Below are 23,609 nucleotides of genomic sequence, written 5' to 3'. Positions count from 1 at the left end.
CACCGGCCCCCGTCCCGTACCCCTGCGGGCCGGGCGGCGCGCGCCGTCGTCCGCCGCGCGCCGCGGCGCCCACCAGCCGAGGAGCAGTCACCCCGTGAGCACTTCCGAAGAGGTTCAGCACCCGGCCGACGGCGAGTCCCGGCCGGACTCCGTCACGCCCCCCGCCGGGGGCGATCTCGTGGAGGTCTCCCGCCAGTCGCCGGTGGGCCGGCTGGCGGCCACCGTGGACCGGCTCAGCCGGGAGGTCAGCAAGGCCCAGGCGGAGGCCGAGGGCCGGGCCCTGATCGAACTCGCCAAGGGCATCCTGGTCGAGCGGCTGCGGTGCGGCCCGGCGCAGGCCGCCCGGCAACTCGCCGAGCTGGCCGGGCAGGCCCAGGTGACACTGCTGGAGTTCTCGGTCGACGTCATCAACCAGGCCGCCCGGGACCGGATGTCGGAGGTGACGGACGCCTTCCTCGCCGCCACCGCCGCCGCGGCCGACGACGCGGCGGCCGAGACCGCGGCGGCGGTGCGCCTGCGCGCGGCCGAGAGCGGCGCGCTCGCGGCCGACGACACCCAGGCCGTGGCCGACGCCCTGCTGGAGCAGGCGCTGCGGCCGCTGGGCGCCGCCGCCGTGGCGATCTGGGCGGCCGGCCCGGACGGCTCGCTCACCCTGGCGGGCAGCGCGGGCTTCTCCCCCGCCGAGGCGGCCCGCTGGCGGTATGTGCCGCCGGAGGTGGCGACCGTGGCCCGGTGCGGTCTGACCGAGCGCGACGGGCAGTGGTTCGGCTCGCTCTCGGACACCGGGCTGCCCAGCGTCGGCCGGCACCAGCATCCGGACGGCGGCCGGGTGGCGCTGCCCGCCGGGACCGGCGGACGCGTGCACGGCGTCCTGGAGATCGCCTGGCCGGCCCCGCTGGCCCCGCAGCCCCCGCAGGTGGTGCGCCAGTTGGAGGCGCTGGCCGAACTGTGCGCGCACACCCTGGAGACGTACACGCGGGCGCACGGCACCGGTCAGGAGCCCCGGGTCCTGCCGGACGCGGCGGAGCTGATGGACCTGGCCGACGGGCTGCACGACCCGGCGCTCGTCCTGGTGCCGCACCTCGACGCCGCCGGCAACCTCGTCGACTTCCGCATCCAGCACGTCAACGACCGCTTCCTCGACCCGGCCGGGCGGCCCCGCGCGGTGGTGGGCGGCGCGCTGCTGCTGGAGGCGTACCCGATGGCCGCCGGGGAGAGCGAGCTGTTCCAGCGGGTGGAGCGGGTGTATGCCACCGGGGAGCCGTTCCGGGCGCAGCGGATGAACCTGACCGCGCTGGTCGACCAGGTGACGCTGTCGGCGATCGCCGACATCAGCGTCAGCCGGCACGGCAACGCCGTCCTGCTGATCTGGCGGATCGAGGACGAGACGGCCCGGCTGGCGAGCCTGCTCCAGAACGCCCAGCGCCTCGGCCGCATCGGCGGGTTCGAGGAGAACCTGCTGACCGGCGAGATCACCTGGAACGGGCAGCTCTTCGACCTGTACGGCCGTCCCGAGTCGAGCGTGCCGGTGCCGCTGGAGCGGCTGCCCGCGCACGCCCACCCGGACGACGCCGTCACCATCGGCCGGTTCCTGCGCACCCTGATGCACCACCGGCGGCCCGCCTCGGCGGCGTTCCGGCTGGCCCGGCCCGACGGGGTGACCCGGCACATCCGGGTGGTCGCCGAGCCGGTCCTGGACACCGACGGCCGGCTGCTGCTGGTGCGCGGCGCCTACCAGGACATCTCGGCGCAGCACTGGACCGAGGTGGCGCTGGCCGCGACCCGGGACCAGCTCGCCCACACCGAGCAGCAGGCCCACGAACGCAACCGGCTCACCCTGCAGTTGCAGCACGCCATCATGCCGCCCGCCGCGGCCCCGCTGCGGCTGGACGGCCTCCAGGTCGCCGTCCGCTACCGGCCCGCGGAGACCGAGCAACTGGTCGGCGGCGACTGGTACGACGTCGTGGTGCTGCCGAACCGGCTGGTGCTGCTCTGCGTGGGGGACGTGGCCGGACACGGCATCGAGGCCGCGACCAGCATGGTCGTCCTGCGCAACGCGCTGCGCGGCCTGGCGGTGACCGGGGCGGGCCCCGGCCAGCTCCTGTCCTGGCTGAACATCGTGGCGCACCATCTGACGGGCGGGGTGACGGCCACCGCGGTGTGCGGGCTGTACGACCCGTCGCGGCGGACGCTGCGCTGGGCCCGGGCGGGCCATCTGCCGCCGGTGCTCGTGCGCGAGCGACAGGCATCGCCGCTGCCACTGGTCAAGGGCATGCTCCTCGGGGCGGTGCCGGAGGCCGGGTACGAGGAGGCGGAGGTGCAACTGGCCGCCGAGGACACCCTGCTGATGTACACCGACGGGCTGATCGAGCGGCGGGACCGGTCCGTGGAGGAGTCGCTGACCCAGTTGCTGACCACCGCCCGCTCCGCGCCGGCCACCCTCGACCACCAGCTCGACCGGCTGCTGACGTACAGCAGGTCGGACACGGACGACGACACCTGTCTGGTGGGTGTGCGCCTGGCGTGAGACCCGTCGCGCATAGTGGCGCGGATCGCGGGTAAGCGCGCGGGCGCGGTGAGAGACGCCGTGGAGGAGGGGCGGCACGCGACTGAGACCTTGATCACCCGACGCGCCGGACGACGGCGCGCATCGAAGTGGCTCATGGGGGTAGCAGGCGGAGGCTGTCCCGCTTTTGTTGGAGGTAAACGTGCCCATTGCCCAGAATCCGCTGTCCGTCGAGGTGACCCTGCCCCGGGAGGACGTCGCGCTGCTCACGGTCGAGGGCTACCTGGACGTCGACACCGCGACGGAGTTCCAGCACCACCTGGCCAACCAGCTCCACCACGGCAGGCGGCACTTCCTGCTCGACCTGTCGGCCGTGCCCTTCATGGACTCGTCCGGCATGAACATCATTCTCCGGGTCTACCAGGAGGCCCGGGACCTGCCGGGCAGTGTGCACATCATCGGGCCGACCCCGGCGGTGCGGCGCATCCTGGACCTGACGGGCGTGAGCCTCACCGTGCCGGTCTCCGCGACCGTGGACGAGGCGCTCGCCCTCGTCGACCGGCAGACGGACCCCGAGGCCCCGGACGCGTCCCCCCGGCCCTGACGAGGTGTCGTACGAGGTCGGCGGGTGGTCACAGGGTGGGGGACAGGTGCCGGAACAGGCAGCGGGTGCGGCGCGTCCGGAGACGCTCACCGGGGCCTCCCCCGGGAGGATGCCTGATGCCGCACGGGTGGGAGGTGCCGGTGCGCGACCGGATTCCGGGGGGCGACGCCCGGGTCGCGGCCGGGTACGCCGCCGTGGCCGGGCCGGGCGCGGACCCGGCGGAGGGACCATGAGGCGGACCTGGCGAATCGCCGGCGTGACCGACGCGGCGCGGGCTCGCATCGGCCTCGCCCGGGTGGCCGCCGCGTACGGTGTGCCGCCGCTGGAGCGGATCCGGTTCGGCACGGCGCTCAGCGCCCATCTGCGGCAGTGCCTCACCAAGGGCGGCACCTGGCGGCTCACCCTGACCGCCGACACCTCGGCCGCCGCGCTGTCGGCCGAGGACCCGGCGACCGCGGGCCTGACGACCGACGGCCCGGCGTCCGGCGCGAGGTGTCTGCTGGAGGCGGTGGTGACGCCCTCGCGTGAGGCGAGCGCGGCGGGTGAACCGCCCTGGCGGACAGCGCTGGTCTGCCCCGAGGCCGGCCCGGCGACCGAGGCGGGCGTGGTGGCGGACGATCCGGCCGCGCTGGCGGAGGCGCTGCTGGGCGCCGACGAGGACACCGCGCTGGTGCTGCGAAGACTCACCGAGCAGGAGGAGCTGGTCTCCTTCCACCGGGAGGAGCTGCAGCAGACCAACCAGGGCGTGGTGGCGCTCCACGCCGAGCTGGACGCCGCCGGACGGGCGCAGCGGGAGGCGTTCGCCGCCGAGCGCAAGGCCCGTACCGAGGCGGAGCGCGCCCGGCGGCGGCTGACGTTCCTCGCGGACGCCAGCGCGGTGCTGACGGCCTCCCTCAACCACCACGAGATCCTGCGCCGCCTGCCCGATCTGCTGATGCCCGTCTACGCCGGCCGCGTCGAGGTGCGGTGGTTCGAGACCGAGGAGCCCGGGCGGGACGCCGGGCCGCGGCTCGCGGCGGCCGAGGCCGCGGCGCGCACCGGGCGTCCGCAGTACGCCGCGGACCACCCGGGCGGCCTGCCCGGCGTGGACGACCAGCCGCCCTCGGAGGAGGACCCCGCCCGGCCGCTGCTGTGCATCCCGCTGCCCACCCGGCCGGCGCCGCTCGGGGTGCTGACCATGTCCCCGCCCGGGGAGCGCTGGGACCCCGACGACGCGGTGATGCTGGTCGAGCTGACCCGGCGGGCCAGTATCGCGATCGACAACGCGCGGCGCTACGAGCACAACCGGGACATCGCCGAGACGCTGCAGCGTGCCCTGCTGACCCGGCTGCCGACACCGCCGGACGTCGAACTGGCCGCGCGCTACCTGCCGGCCACCCACGGGCTGAACATCGGCGGCGACTGGTACGACGCGTTCCGCCAGCCCGACGGCGGGGTGATCGCCGTGGTCGGCGACGTGACCGGGCACGGGCTGCACGCGGCGGTGATGATGAGCCAGCTCCGCACCGCGCTGCGCGCCTACGCCGTCGACGGCGGCAGCCCCGGCCGCCTGCTGACCCGGCTGCACGACTTCCTGCACACCCTCCAGCCGGACCTGTACGCCACCGCCGTCATCGCCCGGTTCCACCCGGACGAGTCGACGATGACCTGGGCGGCGGCCGGCCATCCGCCGCCGGTGCTGCGGGAGCCGGACGGGCGGATCCGGGTCCTGGACGACAAGCCCGGGGCGATGCTCGGCATCCCGCTCAAGCAGGAGATCGCCGACCACACCGTGCCGATGCCTCCCGGTTCGACGCTGGCGCTGTACACCGACGGGCTGGTCGAGCGGCGGGCAAGGGGCATAGACCCGGGGATCGAGCGGCTGGCGGCGGCGCTCGGGTCGTTCAACCCGGCCGAACTGGAAGCCGACCTGGAGGGCGCGGCGGAGGGCATCCTGCATCCGCTGCTGAGCGACTCCGAACGCGACGACGACGTGTGCCTGCTGCTCTGCCGACGGCGCGAGGTAGGCGCGAGGTAGACGCGGAGTGGGTGCGGGGTTCCCCGGACTGGCCCGTCCGACTGGCGGAACGCGGCGCGGCGCGGTGGGATCGAGGGGTGCGAAGCAGCGATCCAGGGGCAGGCGAAGGACGTTCGAGGCAGACCGCCTGGAGCCGCAGAAAGGGATGAGCACCGTGACACGACCCAGGATCCTGGTGGTCGGCGCAGGTTTCGCCGGCGTGGAGTGCGTCCGCCGTCTGGAGCGGAAACTCACTCCGGACGAGGCGGACATCACGCTGGTCACACCGTTCGCCTACCAGCTCTATCTGCCCCTGCTGCCGCAGGTCGCCTCCGGCGTGCTGACCCCGCAGTCGGTCGCCGTCTCGCTGCGGCGCAGCAGCAGGTACCGCACCCGGATCATTCCCGGGGGTGCCGTCGGCGTCGACCTCAAGGCCAAGGTCTGCGTGGTGCGCACCATCACCGACCGGCTCGTCAACGAGCCGTACGACTACATCGTGCTGGCCCCCGGGAGCATCACCCGCACCTTCGACATCCCCGGTCTCACCGACCACGCGTTCGGCATGAAGACGCTGGCGGAGGCGGCCTACGTCCGCGACCACGTCATCTCGCAGCTCGACCTCGCCGACGCGAGCGAGGACCCGGCCGAGCGCGCCTCGCGGCTGCAGTTCGTGGTGGTCGGCGGCGGTTACGCGGGTACCGAGACCGCGGCCTGCCTGCAGCGGCTGACGCACGCCGCCGTCAAGCGCTACCCGCGGCTGGACCCGGGGCTGATCAAGTGGCACCTCATCGACATCGCCCCGAAGCTGATGCCCGAACTGGGCGACAAGCTCGGGCGCAGCGCGCTGGAGATCCTGCGCCGGCGCGGTGTCGAGGTGTCGCTCGGCGTCTCCGTCGCCAAGGCCGGCGAGGAGGAGGTCACCTTCACCGACGGCCGGGTGATCCCCACCCGCACGCTGATCTGGACCGCCGGGGTGGTGGCCAGCCCGCTGATCGCCACGCTCGGCGCGGAGACGGTCAAGGGCCGGCTCGCGGTCACCTCGGAGATGTCCCTGCCGAACCACGACGGGGTGTTCGCGCTCGGCGACTCGGCGGCCGTGCCCGACCTCGCCAAGGGCCAGGACGGGGCGGTCTGCCCGCCGACCGCCCAGCACGCGATGCGGCAGGGCACCCATGTCGCCGACAACGTCATCGCCGCCCTGCGGGGCCGGCCGCAGCGGCCGTACGTCCACAAGGACCTCGGTCTGGTGGTGGACCTCGGCGGGGCGGACGCGGTCTCCAAGCCGCTGGGCGTGGAGCTGCGGGGGCTGCCCGCGCAGGCCGTGGCCCGCGGGTACCACTGGTCGGCACTGCGCACCGGCGTCGCCAAGACGCGGGTGATGACCAACTGGCTGCTCAACGCGGTCGCCGGTGACGACTTCGTGCGGACCGGCTTCCAGGCCCGCAAGCCGGCCAAGCTGAAGGACTTCGAGTACACCGACGCCTATCTGTCCCCGGAAGAGGTGCGGGCCCAGGTCGAGAGCGGGGGACGGGCCCGGATCTGACCCGGAGCGCGGGGTCCGTCCTCGGCATGGCATGCTGAGAAGTGGATCTCGGTGTTCGAACAGGGAGAGTACGGCGGCGTGAGGGCGGCAGCGGGGCGCTCGGTGCGGACACGGCTGTGGGACCGCGTCGCGGCCTCCGACCCGGGGCTGCTCCGGCTGGTCGCCGGGTTGCGCACGGTCGGTGCGATCGCGCTCGCGCTGGCCGTGCTCGCCCTCCTCGGTTCCGACGTCACCCATCTGGTCGCCGGTGCGATGGCGGCGATGGTCGCCACGTTCGCCATCCGGGAGAAGCTGCGCGGTCCGCAGGCCGTGACGCTGGCGCTGGGGCTGCCCGTGGCGCTGGCCTCGGTGTCGCTGGCCGCGCTGCTCGCCTCCCGGGTGCTGCTCGGCGACGTCTTCTTCGTGGTCCTCATCTTCTGCGCGGTCTACGGCCGCCGGTTCGGGGACCGCGGCACGGCGCTGGGGCTGATCGGCTTCCAGCTCTACTTCGTCTCCCTCTTCGTCGGCGCGAGCGTGTCGGACCTGCCCGAGCTGTACCGGGCGGTCGCCGTGGCGTTCGGGTGCAGCGCGCTGGTGCGGTTCGCGATCGTGCCGGCCACCCCGACGGGCATCCTGCAACGGCTGCGGCAGGCGTTCCGGGCCCGGATGGCCCAGTTGCTGTCCTCCCAGTCGGAGCTGCTGGCCACGGACCCGGACGGCCTCGGCAAGGTGCTGGAGGACATGCGGGAGGGCACGGCCCGGCTGCACGAGACGGCGCTGATGATCCAGTCCCGGCTGGACGAGGGCAGTTTCGACGCGGCGACGACGCGGTCGGTGCAGCGCCGGGTCGCGGAGGCCGAGATCGCCGTCGAGCGGCTCGGGCTGCTGCTGCTGACCGCGCGCAGCGCCCGGCGGGCCGACACCCTCACCCTGCATCTGCCGGGCGCGCCGACTCCGTCGCTGGGCGGGCTGCCCGGGACGGACGAGGCGGTCGAGTTGCTGCGCCGCGACCTCTCGGCGCTGCGGGAGCTGGTGCTGCGGCCGCCCGCCGAGGCCCGCGGGACCGCCCTGTCCCACCTGCGCAACCGGCTGCTCGGCTACCGCGACGAGGAGAACCTGCCGCCGGCGTCGGCGGCGGTGCAGGACGTCTTCCGCTCCGTCGGCGAGACCGCGCGCGCGGTGATGGGGCTGCGGATCGCCCTGGACGGTCCGCAGGACGAGACCGACGACTCCCCCGCCACCGCCCGCTCCCGCGAGGAGCTGGACACCGAGGACGCGGCCATCGAAGCCGGGGAGGAAGCGGAGCCGGAGGCGGAGCCGAGCGGGCTGCGGCGGCCCACCACGCGGGCCGCGGTGCAGGTCGCGATCGGTTCCTCGCTGGCCATCGTCGGCGGTGAGCTGCTGTCCGCCCAGCGCTGGTACTGGGCCGTGCTGACCTGCTGGATCGTCTTCCTGAACACCGCCTCCACCGGCGAGATCCTGGTCAAGGGCTACCGGCGGCTGCTGGGCACCGTGTTCGGGGTGGTGGCCGGGATCGGGCTGGCCGGGCTGGTCGGGCAGCACACCTGGACGGCGTTCGGGCTGGTGCTGCTGCTGATCTTCGCGATGTTCTACACGGCGCCGCTGTCCTACACGCTGATGTCGTTCTTCGTGACCGCGATGCTGGGGCTGCTGTACACCCTGCTGCACACCTACAGCATGTCGGTGCTGCTGCTGCGGGTGGAGGAGACGGCGCTCGGCGCGGCCTGCGGGGTGGTGGCGGCGGCGCTGGTCCTGCCGGTGCACACCGACCGGCGTACCAACGAGCTGCTCGACACGGTGCTGGAGCGGCTGCTGGACGTCACGGAGGGCGCCGTCGACCAGCTCAGCGGCGGCCACGCGGTGGATCTGCTGGACCGGGCCCGCGATCTGGACCAGGCCGTCGGCGACCTGCGGTCGGCCACCCAGCCGCTCACCCATCCGATCACGCCGCTGCGGACCCGCCGGGACACGGCGCGTTATGTGGTCGCGCTCCTGGAGACCTGCGCCTACCACGCCCGGTCGCTGGCGGCGACCGCCGAGCTGCTGCCCGCCCACCCGTCCATCGCGGCCGATCCCCGGCTGCGCGGCGCGGTGCGGCGGACGGTGCGCAACATCGAGGCGCTCGCCGCCCGGGTCGCCGACCGGCATGCCGGGGCCGAGGTGGAGACCGGTCCGAGCATCGCCTCGCTGCTGGAGTACGACGCGCACGGGGCCCCGCGCTACGGCCGTGTCACGGACCGGGTGCTGCGGCATCTGGAGCGGCTGGACGAGGCGGTGGCCGGTCTGGCCCGGCCGCTGGGCGTGCCCGTCGCGGCGCCGAAGCGGTGACGGCGGGGGCGCGCCCGCGGCCGGAAACCGGCCGGCCGGGTCAGAAGTCGCTGGGCAGGCCGCTCGCCTCGGCGATGCCGCGCAGTTCCTCGTTCTGGCGGTGCCGTTCGGTGAGGTAGTCGGCGATCTCGCCGAGGCGTTCGGGATCGGAGGCGGTGGCCGCGTCGGTCACCACCCGGACCGGTCCGGTCTCCTCGGTGCTGATCTCGATGACCTCGTTGTCGAGCCGTCCGGTGACGGCGGTGGCGATGACCAGGGCGGCCTCGTCGCGGATCTCCTGGGGCAGTTGTTCGGCGCCCTGCCCGTCGAGGGAGAAGTCGATGGTGGGCATCTGATGTTCGTCGATGGCCCGTAGAACCGGCTCCACGACGTCGAGCAGCGTCCGGTAGTCCTCGGTGTCCATCCGGACGCGCAGGAGGTCGAGGTAGACGTCCACGGGACGGCCGTCCGGCGGAATCTCGTGTGCGTTCATCCCTCTCGTGTTCCCCCTCCCGCTCGGCTCAGACGTCACAGCACGACGCGGGTGGACCGGCACATCGCCGGTCCGCCCGCGTCGTGCTCGGAGCCCGCGGGTCAGACGCGGCGCCAGCGCGCGAGGGCGAAGGAGAAGACGCCGAAGAGCACCAGCCCGGCCGCGACGAGGACCAGCAGCCAGGGGCCGAGCGGGGTGTCGGCGAAGGAGCGGAGCGTGTCGTCGAGGCCCTTGGCCTGGTCCGGCCGGTAGTCGACGGCGGCCCGCACGGCGAAGGCGCCGGCGGTGGCGAAGACCAGCCCGCGGGCGACTCCTCCGGCGACGCCGGTGACGTCCACCAGCCGCCGGGACCACGGGGCCAGCTCGCCCATCTTCAGCTTCTTGTGGTACTTGCGGCGGGCCGCCTGCACGCCCATCACCACGCCGGCGACGACGATGCCGACCCCCACGGCGCCGACGAGCCACCGGCCGGCGGGGACATCCATGACGCGGGCGGTGACGTCGCGGGACTGCTGGTCGCTCGATCCGCCCGATCCGTTCGCCGGGCTCACCGCGAAGGCGAGCACGGTGTAGGCGACGAAGGCGTAGAACACGCAGCGGGCCGCGGACGGCAGCCGCTTCTTCGCCTTGTGGCCGTCCTCGCCCACGGCGCCGAACAGCGCCTCCGACAGCCGCCACAGGGCCATGCCCACCAGGCCGATGCCCAGGGCCCACAGCAGGACGGCGCCGAACGGCTGGTCGGCCAGTTCCTGGAGCGCGCCGGACCGGTCGGCCTCCCGGTGCCCGGCACCGAAGGCGATCTGCAGCGCCAGTACTCCGACCAGCAGGTAGATCACACCCCGGGCGGTCAGCCCGGCCCGTGCGGCGCCCTCACGGGCCGATCCGCCTGCCGCCGCGCGGGCCCGGCCGCGGCCGGCTCCCGCAAAAACTCGCGTGGTCATCTCTGCCTCCCCTTCGCGACACCGGATGCCCCTGCTCGCCCGGCGCACACCCGGCGAGCGGACCCGGCCGGGAGCACTCCTCCGGGCCGCCCGGCAGGCCGGAGCAGGCAGGCCACGCACGGCGCCACCCCGGCACCTGCCACCGCCCCGGGCGCGCGCCGTGCGAGGGGCGGTGCCGTACGGGTGGGTCAGGTGCCGGGGTGGCGGCGGGCCAGGTGCGGGCGGGGCGTCCCGCGGCGGCGGACCGGTCAGTCGGCGACCGCCAGGGCCTCGGGGGCGGGAGCGGCCGTCACGGCCTCGGAGGCGGGGGCGGCCGGGGGACGGGGCGTGGGGACGGGGACGGCGGTGGGAGGCGGCACCGCGGCCGGCGTGAGCCAGTCGCGGGCCGCTTGCAGGGCCAGCCGTATGTCACGGGTTCCGGTGGACACGCAGAGGGTGTACGCCAGGTCCCGGGCCCGCGGATCGGGATCGGCCGTGCCGTCGGCCGGCCGGCGGGCCGCGGCCGCTTCGTACTCCTCCACGAGTCTGCGCAGTTCGGCGGGGTGGGGCCTGAGCATGGGGGTCCGTTCCTCTTCCGTCATGCCGCGTGCCGGCCGGGTCCCCGACGGCCCGTCCGCCGCCCCAGCGCCTCGTCGCGCACCCGGGCGCAACTGCGGCTGATGAGACGCGAGACGTGCATCTGCGAGATACCCAGTTGGTCCGCTATGCGGCTCTGTGTCATGTCCTCGAAAAACCGCATGTAGAGGATGGTGCGCTCGCGCTCGGGGAGCCGGCGCAGTCCCTCCTTGGCGGACTCGCGGTCCACCACGATGTCGAACGAGCCGTCCGAGGTGCCGAGCGTGTCCGCGAGGCTGTACCCGTCGTCGCCGGCCGAGAGTTCGGCGTCCAGCGAGAGGGTGCTGAAGCTCTCCAGCGCCTCCATGCCGGCCGTGACCTCCTCCTCGGTCAGCCCGGTGTGGGCGGCGAGGTCGGCCACGGACGGTTCCGGGCTGCCCGGGTTCTGGGTGAGGTCGCGGCGCGCCACGCGCACCTTGTTGCGCAGTTCCTGGACCCGGCGCGGGACCCTGAGGGCCCACATCCGGTCGCGGAAGTGCCGCTTGACCTCACCGGTGATGGTGGGGACGGCGTAACTCTCGAAGGCACCGCGCTCGGGGTCGAAGCGGTCGATGGCCTTCACCAGGCCGAGCGCCGCCACCTGGCGCAGGTCCTCGATGGACTCGCCGCGGTCGCGGAAGCGTCCGGCGATGCGGTGGGCCATGGGCAGCCAGGCGGTGACGAGTTCGTCCCGCAGCGCGTCGCGCTCGGGCCCGTCCGCCAGCTCGGCCAGCCGGGTGAACCGGCTCAGGGTGTCGGGGGCGTCGTCGTGCCGGCGCCGGGTGGCCGCGGCCACGGGGTCGGCGGTGGCCACCGGGTCGGTGGCCGGGTTCTCGGCGGTGGTCGTGGACTCGGTCGCTGCGGGACGGCCGGTGGGCGTGTCGATGAGCATGCGGATCCGCTCCTGAACGGTGGATACAGGGGACATTCCACGGGAACGGTGCCGTCCGGATCACCTGGAGTCCGAAGCAGCCGTACCGCTCCCGCTGCTGCGCCTCCGGTCCGAAGCACGAAACTGCGACTGCCCTCGCCCGGGGGGAACAAACTCCGCTTTTCGAAAAGTACTCAGGACAGCGGTATGAGAACGCTGATGCGCTTGCCTCCGGTGGGCAGACACGCCACGCTCACGTCGCGGGCCAGCCGGCAGATGATCGACCAGCCGTGGCCGCCCACCCGCCGGCGGCCCTTGGGGTCGGCGGGCGGCGCGGGCGCGGGCAGTTCGTCGCTGCGGTCGCTCACCGAGAGGCGCACCCCGGGGCCGACCACGTCGACCCGGAAGTCGGTGACACCGCCGCCGTGCAGGATGGCGTTGGTGGTCAGCTCGGAGGCGACCAGCACCGCGTCCGACAGCGCGTGCGTGTCGCAGACGGCGCGGCCGTCGCCGTAGCCCTCGGTGACCGCGCGTTCCACGGCCCGGCGCGCCTCGGCGGGTTTGCTGGGCCGGTCCTGAGCGGCCCGGCCGGCGCCGGGTCGCTCGACGGGGAAGGGGGTTTCGTGCCTCTCACGCATCCGTCGGCTCCCTGATCGATCGGTCGGTACGGACGAACCGGTCCGGGCCCGCGCCCACGGCCCCGGCCGTTCTCCCCTTCCGGCTGACCACTGCGCGCACCCTGAAACCTCGCGCCCTCCGTACGGACGAACGGTCATTCGGGCGGCGTCGCGGGGTACGCGGTGCGCATGACGGATGTGGTGGACGCGGACGAGCTGCTGCGGCGGATGCGACGGGCGAGGGCCCGGGCGGCCGAGGAGGAACGGTCGTGGCGGACGCGGCGGGGGGAACTGACACCGACCGATCCGGAGGCGGCCCGGGAGGCGGCGGTACGGGCGGTCGCCTACGAGGCGGTCCTGCACGTACTGGACGAGGTCCTGACGCCCGGCCGCCGGGGCGACCGGACCGGTGACCGGGGGCCGGCCGGGTGAAGCGGGCGGCCCGGTGCCGTCGCCGACGGGTGAGACGGGTCACGCGGGCCGCGTCCGGTGCCCGGGAACCTCCGCTGATGGTTTAGCGTTCAGGCATACGTGGTGACGGAGTCGAACCTCCGAGTCCTCCGCCGCCACCGCACAACGGCCCTGGCTGGTCTCCCCCGTCCAGCCAGGGCTTTTTCACGCTCTCACGGAAATCCACCCCGGATCCGGCGCTCCGTCGAGGTGCCCCGGGTGGCGGCAGCCGCTGAAATGGACGTAGGGAACGTGCCCAGGGCCGAATCGCCGGTGAGGAGCCCCGTGCCATGACCAAAGCGATCAAACTGCTGACCGCCCTGCCGCCGCCGCAGCGGGAACGGCTCACCGCCCTGGCCCGGGAGGTCTCCTTCCCCGAGGACACCCGCATCTTCGAGGCGGGCGACACCGCCGACCGCTTCTGGGTGGTCCGCTCCGGCGCGGTGTCGCTGACCCAGGAGGTCACGCCCCAGCAGCGGGTGACCGTCGCGAGCCTCGGCGCCGGTGACCTGCTCGGCTGGTCCTGGCTCTTCCCGCCGTACCGGTGGGACTTCGGCGCGGAGGCGTTCAGCCCGGTGCGCGCCCACGAGTTCGACGCGGCGGAGGTGCTCCGGCTGTGCGAGGAGGACGCGCGGCTCGGCGTGGTGCTGGTGCGGTCGGTGGCCGAGATCCTCGCCCACCGGCTGGAGACGACCCGGGGCAAGCTGCTGGACCAGTACACGCTGCACCGGGGCAGCGCGATCTGAACTCCGGCGGCGGGACCCCCCGGTGCGCCGCCGCCGTCGGCCGACGCGGCGGGGCCGGGCGCCGTTCAGACGCGGTAGCGGCGCAGGGCCGGCACCGTGCAGGCCAGGGTCAGCATCACCACGACGACCAGCAGGCCGCCCCCGGTGACTGCCGTGCGGGCGCCGAACGCCGAGCCCGCCGTGCCGTGCAGCACATCGGCCAGTCGCGGGCCGCCCGCGACGACGACCGTGAAGACGCCCTGCATCCGGCCGCGCATCTCGTCGGTCGCGGCGGAGAGCAGGATCGCGCCGCGGAACACCATGGAGACCATGTCGGCGACGCCCGCGAGGGCGAGGAAGAGCACCCCGAGCCAGAGGTTGCCGCTCAGCCCGAACGCCGCGACGGCCGCGCCCCAGGCGGTGACCGAGCCGATCACCATCCAGCCGTGCCGCCGGGCCCGGGAGAAGGTGCCCGAGAACAGCCCGCCGGCCACCGCCCCGATGGGGATCGCCGCGAAGAGCAGGCCGAGCGCGAGACCCTCGCCCCAGGGGGCGTACGTCTCGGCGGCGAGCTGGGGGAAGAGGGCGCGGGGCATGCCGAACACCATCGCGACGATGTCGGCGAGGAAGGACAGCAGCAGCACCGCGTGCCCGGCGATGTAGCGGAAGCCCGCGACCACCTCGCGCAGACCCGCGAGCCGTTTCGCCCCCGCGGTCAGCGGCAGCAGCGCGGGCAGCTTGTACACCGCCCACACGGTGACGCACAGGGCTACGGCGTCGATGAGGTATAGCTCGGGCAGGCCGATGACCGGGATGAGCACACCGGCGAGCAGCGGCCCCACCACCTGGCCCGTCTGCATGACGGTGGAGCCCAGGGCGTTGGCGGCGGGCAGTTCCTCCTCGGGGACCAGCCGGGCGATGGAGGCGCTGCGGGCGGGCGAGTTCAGACCCCAGAACGCCTGCTGGAGGGCGAGCAGCACCATCAGCGCGGCCACCGACTCCAGGCCGGCGGCGGCCTGGAGCCAGAAGAGCAGCGAGGTCACGGCTATGCCGACGTTGGTGATCAGCAGCAGCTTGCGGCGGTCCATGCTGTCGGCGACCGCGCCGCCCCACAGGGCGAACACGATCAGCGGCAGCAGTCCGGCGAGGCTGGCCGCGCCCACCCAGGCCGAGGAGCCGGTGATGTCGTAGATCTGCTTGGGCACGGCGACGGCCGTGAGCTGGCTGCCGACGGCCGTGACGATGGTGGAGGACCACAGCCTGCGGTAGGCGGGATGCTGCAGGGGGCGGGTGTCCATCGCCCAGCGGCGCCGGCCGGGCGGCGGCTCCGTGGCGCCGGCGCCGAGGGTCTTCGCCGGGGGTTCGGTACTGCTGTCGTTCGTGTCCACGCGTTCCTACTTGGTCGCTACATCTTTCGAGTCCGGGCCTCACTATGGCAGGACGGCGTGAGAACGCGGTGTGACCGGCTTCGGGATACCCGCGAGGTAGCCCCTAGGCACCCTGGCCTCCGGTGAGGAGGGTCACACCGAGGGCGATCATGGTGGCGGCGACCAGGCCGTCCAGGACCCGCCAGGCCGCCGGACGGGCCAGGAAGCGGCCGAGGAAGCGGGCGCCGAAGCCGAGCGCGGCGAACCAGACCAGGCTCGCCAGCGCCGCGCCCAGGCCGAAGGTCCAGCGCAGCGAGCCGCGGTCGGCGGCGACGGAGCCGAGCAGGAAGACCGTGTCCAGGTAGACGTGCGGGTTGAGCCAGGTCAGCGCGAGGCAGGTGAGCACCGCGCGGCGCCGCGACCCGGTGGTGTCGCCCTCGGTCCGCAGCGCGCCGGCCGGCCGCAGCACCCGGCGCGCGGCCAGGGCGCCGTAGCCCAGCAGGAAGAGGCCGCCGATCCAGCCGACCGCGGTGAGCGCGCCCGGCCAGGCCACCACCAGGGCGCCGACCCCGCCGACGCCCAGCGCTATCAGCAGGGCGTCGGAGAGCGCGCAGATGCCGACCACGGCGAGGACCGCGTCGCGTCGGATGCCCTGCCGCAGGACGAAGGCGTTCTGGGCGCCGATGGCGACGATGAGTGAGAGGCCGGTGCCGAATCCGGCGGCCGCGGCGGTCAGGGAGTGGGTCATGGAGTCGACGCTAAACGGGCGGTCTCCGCGGGTACAGCTAAAGATTCTTACGTATCCTTAGCGGCTGTGATGACGGACGTGATGGGTGATCTCCCGCTGGACCAGGTGCGCACGCTGCTGGCGGTGGTGGACGAGGGGACGTTCGACGCCGCCGCGGCGGCGCTCCATGTGACGCCGTCGGCGGTGAGCCAGCGGGTGAAGGCCCTGGAGCAGCGCACCGGACGGGTTCTGCTGCTGCGCACCAAGCCGGTGCGGCCGACCGGGTCCGGCGCGGTGCTGGTCCGGCTGGCCCGGCAGGTGGCGCGGCTGGAGCGGGACGCCCACGCCGAACTCGGGCTGAGCGACGCGGGCGAGCCGACCCAGGTCTCCGTCGCCGTGAACGCCGACTCGCTGGCCACCTGGTTCCTCGACGCGCTCACGCGCGTGCCGCGCGATCCGCCGCTCTGCTTCGACCTGCGCCGCGAGGACGAGGGCCACACCGCGGCCCTGCTGCGAGAGGGCGCGGTGATGGCCGCGGTGACCTCGTCGCCGGAAGCGGTGCCGGGCTGCTCGGTGCGGCGGTTGGGCCGGATGCGGTACCTGCCCGTGGCCGGACCCGGTTTCGCCGCCCGGTACCTGGCCGGGCCGCTGCGCGAGGTGCTGGCCGGGGCGCCGGTGGTGGTCTTCGACCGGCTGGACGACTTCCAGGACGGCTACGTCCGCCGGCTCGGCGGCCCGCACGGCGCCGCGAGCCCGGCGCGGCACCACATCCCCACCTCGGAGGGTTTCGTCGCGGCCGTCGCCGCGGGCCTGGGCTGGGGGATGGTGCCCGAACCGCAGGCCGAGCCGCTGCTGCGCACCGGCCGGCTCACCGCGCTCGCCCCCGACCTGCCGGTCGACGTACCGCTGTACTGGCAGCAGTGGAAGCTCGACTCCCCGGCGCTGGCGGCGGTCGCGGCGGCGGTGACCGAGGGCGCGGCCCGGGCGCTGCGCCAGTAGCTCCCCGCGGGTGCGCACGAGAGCATCCCGCGCGTGCGCACCCGCCGCAGAGGGACCGGGGAACGTCCTCGGCTGCTGCCGTCCGTTTCGACGATTCCGTGTTTCGCCGTTTCGCCTTGGATCAACAGGTCACCCGGGATCGCGTAAGCCATTCTCGAGGGCGCGATACGACGATCGCAGGTGACTTTCATGGACAACTGGCGTGAACACGCGGCCTGCCGCGAAGAGGACCCCGATCTGTTCTTCCCGATCGGCACCACCGGCCCGGCCCTGTTGCAGACCCGGCAGGCGAAGGCGGTGTGCGGGCGGTGCCCGGTGCGGGAGCAGTGCCTGGAGTGGGCGCTCGACACGGGGCAGTCCCTCGGCGTCTGGGGCGGGACCGACGAGAACGAGCGGCGCTCGCTGAAGCGGCGCCTCGCCTCCCGCCGGCGCACGGGCTGAGGCCGCGCGGCGGCCTCACCAGGCGCCCCAGACGTCCCGGGGCGCCCTCGTAAGCGCGGGTTGTGCGCGGGTGGTGCGCGAGGCAGCGCTCGGACGGTCCGGCCCAGGCGGTCCGCTCAGGCGGTCTGCCGGGCCGCCGCCCGGCCCGCCGCGCGGCCGGAGAAGAGGCAGCCGCCGAGGAAGGTGCCCTCCAGCGCGTTGTACCCGTGCACTCCCCCGCCGCCGAAGCCGGCCACCTCGCCCGCCGCGTACAGCCCGTCGACGGCAGAGCCGTCGGCGCCGAGGGCGCGGGAGTCCAGGTCGGTCTGGATGCCGCCGAGCGTCTTGCGGGTGAGGACGTGCAGCTTGACCCCGATCAGGGGGCCCGCCGCCGGGTCGAGGACGCGGTGCGGGGAGGCCACCCTGCCCAGCTTGTCGCCGAGGTAGCGGCGCGCGTTGCGGATGCCCTGGACCTGGGCGTCCTTGGCGAACGGGTTGGCCATCTGCAGGTCGCGGGCCTCGATCTGGCGGCGGATCGCGGCGGCGTCCAGGAGCGGTCTGTCGGTCAGCGCGTTCATCCGGTCCACGAGCTGTTCCAGGCCGGGGGCGGTGACGAAGTCCGCGCCCTCGCGCAGGAAGGCGTCGACCGGCCCCGGAGCGCCCTTGCCGAGGACGCGCTCGCGCAAGAACGCCTTGCGGTCCTTGGCGGTGATGTCGGGGTTCTGCTCGGAGCCGGAGAGCGCGAACTCCTTCTCGACGATCTTCCTGGTGAGGATGAACCAGGAGTGGTCGTGCCCGGCGAGGTCCTCGGCGGTGCGCAGGTGCCTGAGCGTGCCGAGAGTGTCGTAGCCGGGCAGGTAGGGGCTGGGCAGGCGACGGCCGAGGGCGTCGAACCACATCGAGGACGGGCCGGGCAGGATGCGGATGCCGTGGCCGGGCCAGACGGGGTCCCAGTTGCGCACGCCCTCGGTGTAGTGCCACATCCGGTCGCGGTTGACCAGGCGGGCGCCGGCGGCGGCGCTGATGTCCAGCATCCGTCCGTCGACGTAGGCGGGGACGCCGGTGACCATCCTGGCGGGCGGGGTGCCCAGGCGGGCCGGCCAGTGGCGGCGGACGATGTCGTGGTCGGCGCCGATGCCGCCGGAGGTGACGATCACGGCCTGGGCGGTCAGTTCGAACTCGCCGACCGCGTCGCGGCTGGAGGCGACGCCCCGGGCCGAGTGGTCCTCGGCGAGCACCGTGCCGCGCACCCCGCGCACGGCTCCGTCCTCGACGACCAGGGCGTCGACGCGGCGGCGGTGGTGGAAGGTGAGCAGCCCGTCGCGCACGGCCTGCCGGGCATACCGTACGAAGGGCTCCACGACGCCGGTCCCGGTGCCCCACGCGATGTGGAACCGGGGTACGGAGTTGCCGTGGCCGCCGGCGGTGAGGTCGCCGCGCTCGGCCCAGCCGACGGTGGGCAGCAGTTTGATGCCGTGTCCCTCCAGCCAGGACCGCTTCTCCCCGGCCGCGAACTCCACGTACGCCCGCGCCCAGCGCACCGCCCAGGAGTCCTCGTCCTCGGTCCGGTCGAAACCGGCGCTGCCCTGCCAGTCGTTCCAGGCGAGGTCGAGGGAGTCCTTGACGCCGAGGCGCCGCTGCTCGGGCGAGTCGACGAGGAAGAGCCCGCCGAACGACCAGAAGGCCTGGCCGCCGAGGTTGGCGGCGTTCTCCTGGTCGACGAGGGCGACCCGGCGGCCCCGGGCGGTCAGTTCGTGCGCGGCGACCAGTCCCGCGAGGCCCGCTCCGACGACGATGACGTCGGCGTCCATGGCGATCGTCCCCTTCTCATTCCGGTGTGCGGCTGCCGTCGGTGAGCAGCGCGGTGAGCAGTTGTCCCAGCCAGGCGCGGGCGTGCTCCACGTCCCGGTCCAGGAGCAATTGGACGGTGACCCCGTCGTACGCGGCGACGACCGCGTGGGCCGCGCCGTCGGCGTCACGCAGGACGGCGGGCAGCGCGGGGTGCCCCGGGGCCCGGGAGAGCCGGTCCGCGATCGCCCGCCGCAGCCGTGCGCGGTGCTCCAGCAAGGTCCGGGCGACCTCGGGGGCGCGGGCCGCGTACACCAGGAAGTCGGTCTTGACCAGCAGCCAGTCCCGGTCGAGGAGGAGCACGGCGGCGACCCGGTCCACGGCGGCGGACACGTCGGGCCCGGCTCCGTCGGGGGTCGGGCCGCCGGGGCCCGGCCCGTCCCGGGCGAGCGCCGCCGTGACCTGCTCGGCGATCAGGTCGGCCCGTCGGCGGTAGAGGGCGAAGAACAACTCCTCCAGGCTGGCGAAGTTCGAGTAGAAGGCGCCCCGGCTGTAGCCGGCCGCCGCGCAGACCTCCTCGATCGAGACCCGTCCGAACCCCTTGGCGGCGAAGACCGCGAAGGCGGCGTCGAGCAGGTCGGCCCGGGTGCGGGCCCGGCGCCTGGTCACCCGCCCCTCCGTCACCGCCGCCGTCGCCTCCACCCCCATGCCGCCGCCCCGTCCGTTCTCCGTCACGCCTGATGCGTTCGATGCGTTCGATGCGTTCGATGCGTTCGATGCGTTCGATGCGTTCGATGCGTGAACGTATCCGATACGGCGGTGTATCGGAAGACGTCCGGCCGGGCGGCGGTTCCCGGCCGGAACAGAGATCCAATACGAACGCATTTTCGAATACGGAGTACGCTGGTCCCATGACCACGCACCTCCAGGGCTCTCTCTTCGACCAGACCGACGAGCTGCGCCTGCGCCCCCTCGACGGGATCCGCCGCACCGGTCTCGGAGCCGGGGCCTGGATCGACGTACTGCCCGGGTGGCTGACCGGTGCGGACGCGCTGTTCGAGCGGCTGGCCGCCGAGGTCCCCTGGCGGGCGGAGCGGCGCACCATGTACGAGCAGGTGGTCGACGTACCCCGGCTGCTCGCCTTCTACGGCGCCGCCGACCCGCTCCCCCACCCGGTGCTGGCCGAGGCGCGCGACGCGCTCACCGCCCACTACGGCGAGGAGCTGGGCGAGCCGTTCACCACCGCCGGGCTGTGCCACTACCGCGACGGCCGGGACAGCGTCGCCTGGCACGGCGACCGGATCGGCCGGGGCGCGCGGGAGGACACCATGGTCGCGATCCTCTCCGTGGGCACGCCCCGCGACCTGCTGCTGCGTCCGGTGGGCGGCGGGGACACCGTGCGCCGGGCGCTCGGCCACGGCGACCTGATCGTCATGGGCGGGTCCTGCCAGCGCACCTGGGAGCACTGCGTGCCCAAGTCCGCGCGCGCCGCGGGGCCGCGCGTCAGCGTCCAGTTCCGGCCGCACGGCGTGCGCTGAGGCGCGCGGGCGGCGGCTTCACCCCACCTTCACCGGCCCGGACGTCCGCACCGGCCGGCCGTCTGGTTGGCTGGGCCCGACCGGCAGGGCGACCTCGAGAAGGCGTGAACAGCGATGCGGGCGGACGTACGGCAAGTCGCCGACGGCACCTACCTGGTGCACGGCGGCCACACCAACTGGGTGATCCTCACCGACGGCGACGCGGTGACCCTGGTCGACACCGGCTACCCGGGGGACCGGCAGACGGTACTGGACTCCCTGGCCCAGGTGGGCGGTTCACCGGAGGCGGTGGCGGCCGTGCTGATCACCCACGCCCACAACGATCACCTGGGTTCGGCCCAGTACCTGCGCTCCACGTACGGCACACCGGTGTATCTGCACGAGGCCGAAGTGCCGCACGCGCGGCGCGACTTCCTCCAGCAGGTGTCCGTCCCCACGGTGCTGCGCCACGCCTGGCGGCCGGGGGTGCTGCCGTGGATGGCGCACGTGGTCCGCTCGGGCGGCACCCGGCAGCACCCGGTCGCCTCACCCCGGCCGTTCCCGGGGACGGGAGCGCTGGACCTGCCGGGCCGGCCCGTGCCCGTGCACACCCCGGGGCACACCGACGGGCACTGCGCCTACCACCTGCCGGACGCCGGGGTGGTGATCTCCGGCGACGCACTGGTGAGCGGTCACGCGATCTCATCGATCGCGGGGCCGCAGTTGCTGCCGGACATGTTCCACCACGAGCGCGCGCGGGCGGTGGCCGCCCTGGACGTGTTCGAGGGACTCGTCGGCGACGTCCTGCTGCCCGGTCACGGACCCGTCCACCACGGCCCGGTGGCAGTGGCCGCGCGTCAGGCGCGGGAACGGGCGATCTAGAGTCGGGCCATGGCCTTGCAGATCAGCGCCACCAACCCGGAGCACCCCGCGCTCCTGCTCGCACTCCCCTGGCATCTGCCGCTGGAGCGGTGGCCCGAGGAGTACCTCGTGCCGCTGCCGCGCGGCATCTCCCGGCACGTCGTGCGCTACGCCCGCGCCGGCGACGAGGTGATAGCCGTCAAGGAGCTGGCCGAGCGGCCCGCGCTGCGCGAGTACGGGCTGCTGCGCGACCTGGACCGGCTGGGCATCCCCGCGGTGGACGCCCTCGGCGTGGTCACCGGCCGCGCCGACCCGGCGGGCCGGCCGCTGGAGCCGGTCCTGATCACCCGGCACCTCGGTGGCTCCATGCCGTACCGGTCGATGTTCGAGACGACGCTGCGGCCGGCCACCATGCACCGGCTGATGGACGCTCTCGCCGTACTGCTGGTCCGGCTGCACCTGGCCGGGTTCGCCTGGGGGGACTGCTCGCTGTCCAACACGCTCTTCCGGCGCGACGCGGGCGCCTACGCCGCCTATCTGGTGGACGCCGAGACCGGCGAGCTGCACCCCCGGCTGAGCCCCGGGCAGCGCGACTACGACCTCGACCTCGCGCGGGTCAACATCAGCGGCGAACTGCTCGACCTGGAGGCGTCGGGCGCGCTGCACCCGTCCGTGGACCCCGTCGACTTCGGCACCGAGATCTGCGCTCGCTACGGCTCCCTGTGGCAGGAGCTGACCCGCACCTCCGTCTATCCGGCGGGCAAGTACCACTACATCGAACGCCGCATCCGGCGGCTGAACGACCTCGGTTTCGACGTCGCCGAGATGCAGATCGAACACGCCTCCAACGGCGACACGGTGACCTTCGTGCCCAAGGTGGTCGACGCCGGCCACCACCAGCGCCAGTTGCTGCGGCTGACGGGCCTGGACGCCGAGGAGAACCAGGCCCGCCGGCTGCTGAACGACCTGGAGTCGTGGATGGCGACCCAGGAGGACTACGCCGACGGCGCCCGTCCGGAGGTCCTCGCCCACCGCTGGGTGCGCGAGGTGTTCCGGCCGACCGTGCGGGCGGTGCCGCGCGAGCTGCGCGGCACCATGGACATGGCGGAGATCTACCACGAGCTGCTGGAGCACCGCTGGTACCTGTCCGAGCGGGCCCAGCACGACATCGGCCTGGACACGGCGACGGAGGACTACGTCACCCACGTCCTGCCCAGGGCCGGCGGAACGCCACGGCCCCTCCCGGAGTGAACCGGCGGGCGGCTCAGGTGTGCGGGACCACCGCCACCGGGCAGCCCGCGTGGTGCAGCACCCCGTGGGCCACCGAGCCGATCCGGGCGCCGACCGCGGTGCGGCGGGCGCGGCGGCCGACGACCATGAGCTGGGCGCGGGCGGCCACCGACAGCAGGACCTGACCGGCGCTGCCCATCTCCACGTGCTCGATCACGTGCACGTCGGGGAAGTCCGCCCGCAGCGGTGCGAGCGCCGCGCCCAGGGCCTCGCGCTCGTAGGGCTCCAGGCCCCCGGCGTCGTCCAGCAGTTTCAGCGAGCCCGGGCTGTAGGCGAACAGCGGCGGCAGGGTCCAGGCGCGCACCGCGCGGACGGACGCCCCGCGCACCGCCGCCGCCTCGAACGCGAACCGCAGCACCTCGGCGCTGTCGTCCGGCTCGCCCTGCTGGCCGACGACGATCTCGTGCCCGGCCACCTCGTCGGCGGGCCGGTCGCCGGCCCGGACCAGGACGACGGGCCGGGGCGACTCGGCGATCACCTGCTGGCCCACCGAGCCGAGGAGGAAGCCGACCACGGCGCCGTGTCCGCGCGAGCCGAGCACCAGCGACTCGGCGTCGACGGCGGCGGAGAGCAGCGCGGCGACATGGTCGCCCTCCACCACGTCGGTGGCGACCTCCAGGCGGCGGTGGTGGCGGACGACGGTGTCCACCGCCGCCGCGAGGCGCTCGCGCGTGCGGGCCTCCCGCTCCGCGCGCTCGCCGGCGCCGGGCGCCTCGCGCTCCTCGGACCGCCAGGCGTGCAGCACGCGCAGCGCCGTCCCGCGCCGGACGGCCTCCCGGGCCGCCCAGGCGAGTGCCGCCAGGCTCTCCTCCGATCCGTCCACCCCTGCCGTGATCGGGCGCGTCATCTGCGGTTCCTCCCTGTGTCGCGGTGATCGCGGTGACCTCCTGCGGGGCCAGTCTTCCGCACGTACCCCGCGTCCCATGACCCCGGGACCACTCGCTGGGCACGTCACCGGCGTCGAACATACGATGGGACGCAGGCCGGTGCGGT

General features: G+C 74.1%; 22 protein-coding genes. 12 read left to right on the top strand and 10 right to left on the bottom strand.

The annotated features are described in order from the left end of the window. Positions 1-94 precede the first annotated feature (94 nt). The 5 genes from ABEB00_RS08725 (at position 95) to ABEB00_RS08705 (ending at position 8,977) form a co-directional block, all read left to right on the top strand. Entirely contained in the window at positions 95-2,527 is a 2,433-nt protein-coding gene (locus tag ABEB00_RS08725) for a SpoIIE family protein phosphatase (protein ID WP_425586459.1), read from the top strand. Positions 2,528-2,708: 181 nt separating this feature from the next. Next, positions 2,709-3,110, top strand: a complete 402-nt coding sequence (locus ABEB00_RS08720; protein WP_345618484.1) for an STAS domain-containing protein — start codon at positions 2,709-2,711, stop codon at positions 3,108-3,110. A gap of 229 nt (positions 3,111-3,339) precedes the next feature. Continuing rightward, on the top strand, positions 3,340-5,127 hold the full coding sequence (locus ABEB00_RS08715) for a PP2C family protein-serine/threonine phosphatase (RefSeq protein WP_345618483.1): 1,788 nt from the start codon (positions 3,340-3,342) through the stop codon (positions 5,125-5,127). 145 nt (positions 5,128-5,272) lie between these two features. Further along, the gene (locus ABEB00_RS08710) at positions 5,273-6,649 is read left to right on the top strand and encodes an NAD(P)/FAD-dependent oxidoreductase (RefSeq protein WP_345618482.1); all 1,377 of its coding nucleotides are present in this window, start codon (positions 5,273-5,275) and stop codon (positions 6,647-6,649) included. Positions 6,650-6,727: 78 nt separating this feature from the next. Then, positions 6,728-8,977, top strand: coding sequence for an FUSC family protein (locus tag ABEB00_RS08705; RefSeq protein WP_345618481.1), 2,250 nt, complete (start codon positions 6,728-6,730; stop codon positions 8,975-8,977). A gap of 40 nt (positions 8,978-9,017) precedes the next feature. Here the strand turns inward: ABEB00_RS08705 and ABEB00_RS08700 are convergent, their stop codons facing one another. From ABEB00_RS08700 to ABEB00_RS08680, 5 genes are all read right to left on the bottom strand, one after another. Beyond that, positions 9,018-9,449, bottom strand: a complete 432-nt coding sequence (locus ABEB00_RS08700; RefSeq protein WP_345618480.1) for a hypothetical protein — start codon at positions 9,447-9,449, stop codon at positions 9,018-9,020. A 101-nt stretch (positions 9,450-9,550) separates the two neighbouring features. Next, entirely contained in the window at positions 9,551-10,390 is an 840-nt protein-coding gene (locus ABEB00_RS08695; RefSeq protein WP_345618479.1) for a DUF1206 domain-containing protein, read from the bottom strand. Positions 10,391-10,638: 248 nt separating this feature from the next. Further along, on the bottom strand, positions 10,639-10,947 hold the full coding sequence (locus tag ABEB00_RS08690) for a DUF5133 domain-containing protein (RefSeq protein ID WP_345618478.1): 309 nt from the start codon (positions 10,945-10,947) through the stop codon (positions 10,639-10,641). Positions 10,948-10,967: 20 nt separating this feature from the next. Then, complete coding sequence (locus ABEB00_RS08685) at positions 10,968-11,876, bottom strand: RNA polymerase sigma factor SigF (RefSeq protein WP_345618477.1); 909 nt, start codon at positions 11,874-11,876, stop codon at positions 10,968-10,970. A gap of 173 nt (positions 11,877-12,049) precedes the next feature. Beyond that, positions 12,050-12,493, bottom strand: coding sequence for an ATP-binding protein (locus ABEB00_RS08680; RefSeq protein WP_345618476.1), 444 nt, complete (start codon positions 12,491-12,493; stop codon positions 12,050-12,052). Between the two features lie 168 nt (positions 12,494-12,661). Here ABEB00_RS08680 and ABEB00_RS08675 point away from each other — a divergent pair, with 168 nt between their 5' ends. Further along, positions 12,662-12,904, top strand: coding sequence for a hypothetical protein (locus ABEB00_RS08675; RefSeq protein ID WP_345618474.1), 243 nt, complete (start codon positions 12,662-12,664; stop codon positions 12,902-12,904). 308 nt (positions 12,905-13,212) lie between these two features. Beyond that, on the top strand, positions 13,213-13,668 hold the full coding sequence (locus ABEB00_RS08670) for a cyclic nucleotide-binding domain-containing protein (protein WP_345618472.1): 456 nt from the start codon (positions 13,213-13,215) through the stop codon (positions 13,666-13,668). A 65-nt stretch (positions 13,669-13,733) separates the two neighbouring features. Here ABEB00_RS08670 and ABEB00_RS08665 read toward each other — a convergent pair whose 3' ends face one another. Further along, entirely contained in the window at positions 13,734-15,035 is a 1,302-nt protein-coding gene (locus ABEB00_RS08665; RefSeq protein ID WP_345618471.1) for an MFS transporter, read from the bottom strand. A gap of 103 nt (positions 15,036-15,138) precedes the next feature. Beyond that, positions 15,139-15,762: a LysE/ArgO family amino acid transporter gene (locus ABEB00_RS08660; protein WP_345618470.1), complete on the bottom strand. Its 624-nt coding sequence runs from the start codon at positions 15,760-15,762 to the stop codon at positions 15,139-15,141. A 69-nt stretch (positions 15,763-15,831) separates the two neighbouring features. On the opposite strand from ABEB00_RS08660, the gene ABEB00_RS08655 reads away from it, so the two are divergent. Further along, positions 15,832-16,740 (top strand): LysR family transcriptional regulator ArgP, encoded by a 909-nt coding sequence (locus ABEB00_RS08655; protein WP_345618515.1) that lies wholly within the window; start codon positions 15,832-15,834, stop codon positions 16,738-16,740. A 189-nt stretch (positions 16,741-16,929) separates the two neighbouring features. Then, positions 16,930-17,181 carry a WhiB family transcriptional regulator gene (locus ABEB00_RS08650; protein WP_345618468.1) on the top strand — a complete coding sequence of 84 codons (252 nt, stop codon included), beginning with the start codon at positions 16,930-16,932 and terminating at the stop codon, positions 17,179-17,181. Positions 17,182-17,297: 116 nt separating this feature from the next. Here the strand turns inward: ABEB00_RS08650 and ABEB00_RS08645 are convergent, their stop codons facing one another. Then, complete coding sequence (locus tag ABEB00_RS08645; protein WP_345618466.1) at positions 17,298-18,971, bottom strand: FAD-binding dehydrogenase; 1,674 nt, start codon at positions 18,969-18,971, stop codon at positions 17,298-17,300. A 16-nt stretch (positions 18,972-18,987) separates the two neighbouring features. After that, on the bottom strand, positions 18,988-19,656 hold the full coding sequence (locus ABEB00_RS08640; RefSeq protein ID WP_345618514.1) for a TetR/AcrR family transcriptional regulator: 669 nt from the start codon (positions 19,654-19,656) through the stop codon (positions 18,988-18,990). Between the two features lie 203 nt (positions 19,657-19,859). Between ABEB00_RS08640 and ABEB00_RS08635 the strand changes: the two genes are divergently transcribed. The 3 genes from ABEB00_RS08635 (at position 19,860) to ABEB00_RS08625 (ending at position 22,577) form a co-directional block, all read left to right on the top strand. After that, on the top strand, positions 19,860-20,486 hold the full coding sequence (locus ABEB00_RS08635; protein WP_345618465.1) for an alpha-ketoglutarate-dependent dioxygenase AlkB: 627 nt from the start codon (positions 19,860-19,862) through the stop codon (positions 20,484-20,486). Positions 20,487-20,600: 114 nt separating this feature from the next. After that, the gene (locus tag ABEB00_RS08630; RefSeq protein WP_345618464.1) at positions 20,601-21,347 is read left to right on the top strand and encodes an MBL fold metallo-hydrolase; all 747 of its coding nucleotides are present in this window, start codon (positions 20,601-20,603) and stop codon (positions 21,345-21,347) included. Between the two features lie 9 nt (positions 21,348-21,356). Next, complete coding sequence (locus tag ABEB00_RS08625) at positions 21,357-22,577, top strand: DUF4032 domain-containing protein (protein ID WP_345618462.1); 1,221 nt, start codon at positions 21,357-21,359, stop codon at positions 22,575-22,577. A gap of 13 nt (positions 22,578-22,590) precedes the next feature. Here the strand turns inward: ABEB00_RS08625 and ABEB00_RS08620 are convergent, their stop codons facing one another. After that, complete coding sequence (locus tag ABEB00_RS08620) at positions 22,591-23,463, bottom strand: universal stress protein (protein ID WP_345618460.1); 873 nt, start codon at positions 23,461-23,463, stop codon at positions 22,591-22,593. Positions 23,464-23,609 lie beyond the last annotated feature (146 nt).

It is taken from the genome of Streptomyces ziwulingensis (assembly GCF_039542605.1).
Taxonomy (GTDB): Bacteria; Actinomycetota; Actinomycetes; order Streptomycetales; family Streptomycetaceae; genus Streptomyces; species Streptomyces ziwulingensis.
Note: the sequence above shows the minus strand (reverse complement) of the source record. Positions and strands in the feature narration are given on the sequence as shown.

Excerpts from the sequence above, each read along its gene's own strand:
- ABEB00_RS08715 (WP_345618483.1), top strand. The coding sequence starts at position 3,340 with ATGAGGCGGACCTGGCGAATCGCCGGCGTGACCGACGCGGCGCGGGCT.
- ABEB00_RS08710 (WP_345618482.1), top strand. The coding sequence starts at position 5,273 with ATGAGCACCGTGACACGACCCAGGATCCTGGTGGTCGGCGCAGGTTTC.
- ABEB00_RS08700 (WP_345618480.1), bottom strand. The coding sequence starts at position 9,449 with ATGAACGCACACGAGATTCCGCCGGACGGCCGTCCCGTGGACGTCTAC.
- ABEB00_RS08695 (WP_345618479.1), bottom strand. The coding sequence starts at position 10,390 with ATGACCACGCGAGTTTTTGCGGGAGCCGGCCGCGGCCGGGCCCGCGCG.
- ABEB00_RS08690 (WP_345618478.1), bottom strand. The coding sequence starts at position 10,947 with ATGCTCAGGCCCCACCCCGCCGAACTGCGCAGACTCGTGGAGGAGTAC.
- ABEB00_RS08685 (WP_345618477.1), bottom strand. The coding sequence starts at position 11,876 with ATGCTCATCGACACGCCCACCGGCCGTCCCGCAGCGACCGAGTCCACG.
- ABEB00_RS08680 (WP_345618476.1), bottom strand. The coding sequence starts at position 12,493 with ATGCGTGAGAGGCACGAAACCCCCTTCCCCGTCGAGCGACCCGGCGCC.
- ABEB00_RS08675 (WP_345618474.1), top strand. The coding sequence starts at position 12,662 with ATGACGGATGTGGTGGACGCGGACGAGCTGCTGCGGCGGATGCGACGG.
- ABEB00_RS08670 (WP_345618472.1), top strand. The coding sequence starts at position 13,213 with ATGACCAAAGCGATCAAACTGCTGACCGCCCTGCCGCCGCCGCAGCGG.
- ABEB00_RS08660 (WP_345618470.1), bottom strand. The coding sequence starts at position 15,762 with ATGACCCACTCCCTGACCGCCGCGGCCGCCGGATTCGGCACCGGCCTC.
- ABEB00_RS08655 (WP_345618515.1), top strand. The coding sequence starts at position 15,832 with ATGACGGACGTGATGGGTGATCTCCCGCTGGACCAGGTGCGCACGCTG.
- ABEB00_RS08650 (WP_345618468.1), top strand. The coding sequence starts at position 16,930 with ATGGACAACTGGCGTGAACACGCGGCCTGCCGCGAAGAGGACCCCGAT.
- ABEB00_RS08645 (WP_345618466.1), bottom strand. The coding sequence starts at position 18,971 with ATGGACGCCGACGTCATCGTCGTCGGAGCGGGCCTCGCGGGACTGGTC.
- ABEB00_RS08640 (WP_345618514.1), bottom strand. The coding sequence starts at position 19,656 with ATGGGGGTGGAGGCGACGGCGGCGGTGACGGAGGGGCGGGTGACCAGG.
- ABEB00_RS08635 (WP_345618465.1), top strand. The coding sequence starts at position 19,860 with ATGACCACGCACCTCCAGGGCTCTCTCTTCGACCAGACCGACGAGCTG.
- ABEB00_RS08630 (WP_345618464.1), top strand. The coding sequence starts at position 20,601 with ATGCGGGCGGACGTACGGCAAGTCGCCGACGGCACCTACCTGGTGCAC.
- ABEB00_RS08625 (WP_345618462.1), top strand. The coding sequence starts at position 21,357 with ATGGCCTTGCAGATCAGCGCCACCAACCCGGAGCACCCCGCGCTCCTG.
- ABEB00_RS08620 (WP_345618460.1), bottom strand. The coding sequence starts at position 23,463 with ATGACGCGCCCGATCACGGCAGGGGTGGACGGATCGGAGGAGAGCCTG.